Source organism: Paenarthrobacter sp. 10L420 (assembly GCF_056395385.1).
The window spans coordinates 1-1,930 of record NZ_JBFTJK010000052.1; the positions used below are offsets into that span (position 1 = coordinate 1).

General features: G+C 63.2%; 2 protein-coding genes. Both read left to right on the plus strand.

Going from position 1 to position 1,930, the window contains the following annotated elements:
* Positions 1-151 precede the first annotated feature (151 nt).
* Positions 152-1,204 carry an NAD(P)-dependent alcohol dehydrogenase gene (locus AC1DD5_RS25585; protein ID WP_477523119.1) on the plus strand — a complete coding sequence of 351 codons (1,053 nt, stop codon included), beginning with the start codon at positions 152-154 and terminating at the stop codon, positions 1,202-1,204.
* A 67-nt stretch (positions 1,205-1,271) separates the two neighbouring features.
* On the plus strand, positions 1,272-1,930 hold a 659-nt coding region (locus AC1DD5_RS25590; protein WP_477523120.1), incomplete at its 3' end, for an MFS transporter.

Genomic DNA, 1,930 nt, shown 5'->3' on the forward strand with positions numbered 1-1,930 from the left:
ATCTCCTCGGCGAGGAACTTGCCGAGCGCACTGACTTCATCGAACGCACCGGCGAATTTATCGACATCCTGCAGTCCCACGGCCCACTGGCCGCCATCGCCGATGCCAGCAATCCGACATCCCGTCCCCACGCAGCCCACCGGAGCACCCCATGAACACCCAAACCATCCTTTCGGAACATCGCACGGATCTGCCAACGACCACCGAAGCAGCCGTCCTGCACGGCGCCGGCGATATCCGCATCGAGAACAAACCTCTGAAACCGCTCGGCCCCAACGACGTGCTCGTGGAGATGCGTTCCGGTGGCATCTGCGGCTCCGACATGCATTATTTCGCAGAGGGTCGTAATGGCAGCAACGTCCTCCGCCAACCCACCATCCTCGGCCACGAGGGCGCCGGCGTGGTGATTGCCGCCGGCGAAAAGGCCCGCACCACCGTGGGTACCGCCGTCGTCATCGAACCGGCCATGCCGTGCCGCGAATGCCCGGCATGCCTCTCCGGCCGCTACAACGTGTGCCCAACAGGAACCTGCTTCGGCTCCCCGCCCACGGACGGGCTCTTTGCCCGCCACGTGGTGGTGCCCGCCGCCACCCTCCACCCGCTACCTGAAGCCGTACCAGCCAAAATCGGAGCTGCGATCGAGCCACTCGCCGTGGCGGTCTGGGCCGTCGAACGCGCTCAGGTCCAGAGCGGGCATCGGGTGCTGGTCACTGGTGCCGGACCCATTGGCCTTCTCGTGGCCCAGGTAGCAGCGGCCCAAGCTGCCAGCGAAATCGTTGTCACGGACGTCAACGACGACCGCCTCGCCGTCGCTGCCCGCCTGGGAGCAACACGCACCATCAACACCTCCACGGAACCACTTGACCTCAAAGACATGGACCGCCTCATCGAATGCTCCGGAAACATCCGCGCACTCGTCGATGGCATCCACACACTGGGTCCGGGCGCCCGCGCCACGGTGGTCGGGCAAGCCCGGCCCACAGTAGACGGCATTCCGCTTGGCTACCTGCAGCGTTACGAAATCGACCTTGTGACGGCGTTCCGGTACGCCAACGCGTTCCCGACGGCGATCGGCCTGGCCTCGTCCGGGAAAGTGGACCTGCGGTCCATTATCACGGCCACCTATCCGCTCAAGGACGCAGCAGCGGCCCTCACGGCTCCTGTCAACGATCCGCGCAATCTCAAAGTATTGATCAGCTACTAAACACCCCCGCACGGCATAGCTGCCGCCGGAAAGCATCAAAGAAACATCCATTCAAAGGAGTATGGAAATGACTACAGCAGCAAACCTCCCACCCACGCCCGTGGACCAAACCAAGGTCCGGAAGGCCGCCGTCGCGGGTCTCATCGGTACCACGCTGGAACTCTATGACTTTGTCATCTATGGCACGGCCTCGGCCTTGGTTTTCAGCAAACTTTTCTTCCCCAACATTTCCCCGGCGACCGCGCTCCTCGCAAGCTTCACCGCCTTCGCTGTCGGCTTCCTTTTCCGTCCCTTGGGTGGAATTTTCTTCTCCCACTTCGGCGACAGACTGGGCCGGAAATGGATCCTCGTTGTAACGCTTCTGCTCATGGGTGGCGCAACGCTGGTCATCGGCCTGCTGCCCACCTTCGACCAAGTGGGACTCCTGGCACCGATCCTCCTATGTGTCTGCCGGGCCGCCCAAGGCTTCGGCGCCGGCGCAGAACAATCCGGAGGTGCGACGTTGCTGACAGAGTCCGCTGCTCCAGGTACCCGAGGACGCTTTGCATCACTGATCATGGTCGGCGCGGCAGCCGGTACCGCACTGGGTGCACTCGTATGGATCGCCGCCCAAGCACTGGCACCGAACGACATGCTCACCTGGGGCTGGCGGCTCGTGTTCCTCTCCAGCATCTTCGTCACCATTGCCGCCCTTGTCATCCGGCGCAAACTCGACGAGTCTCCGGT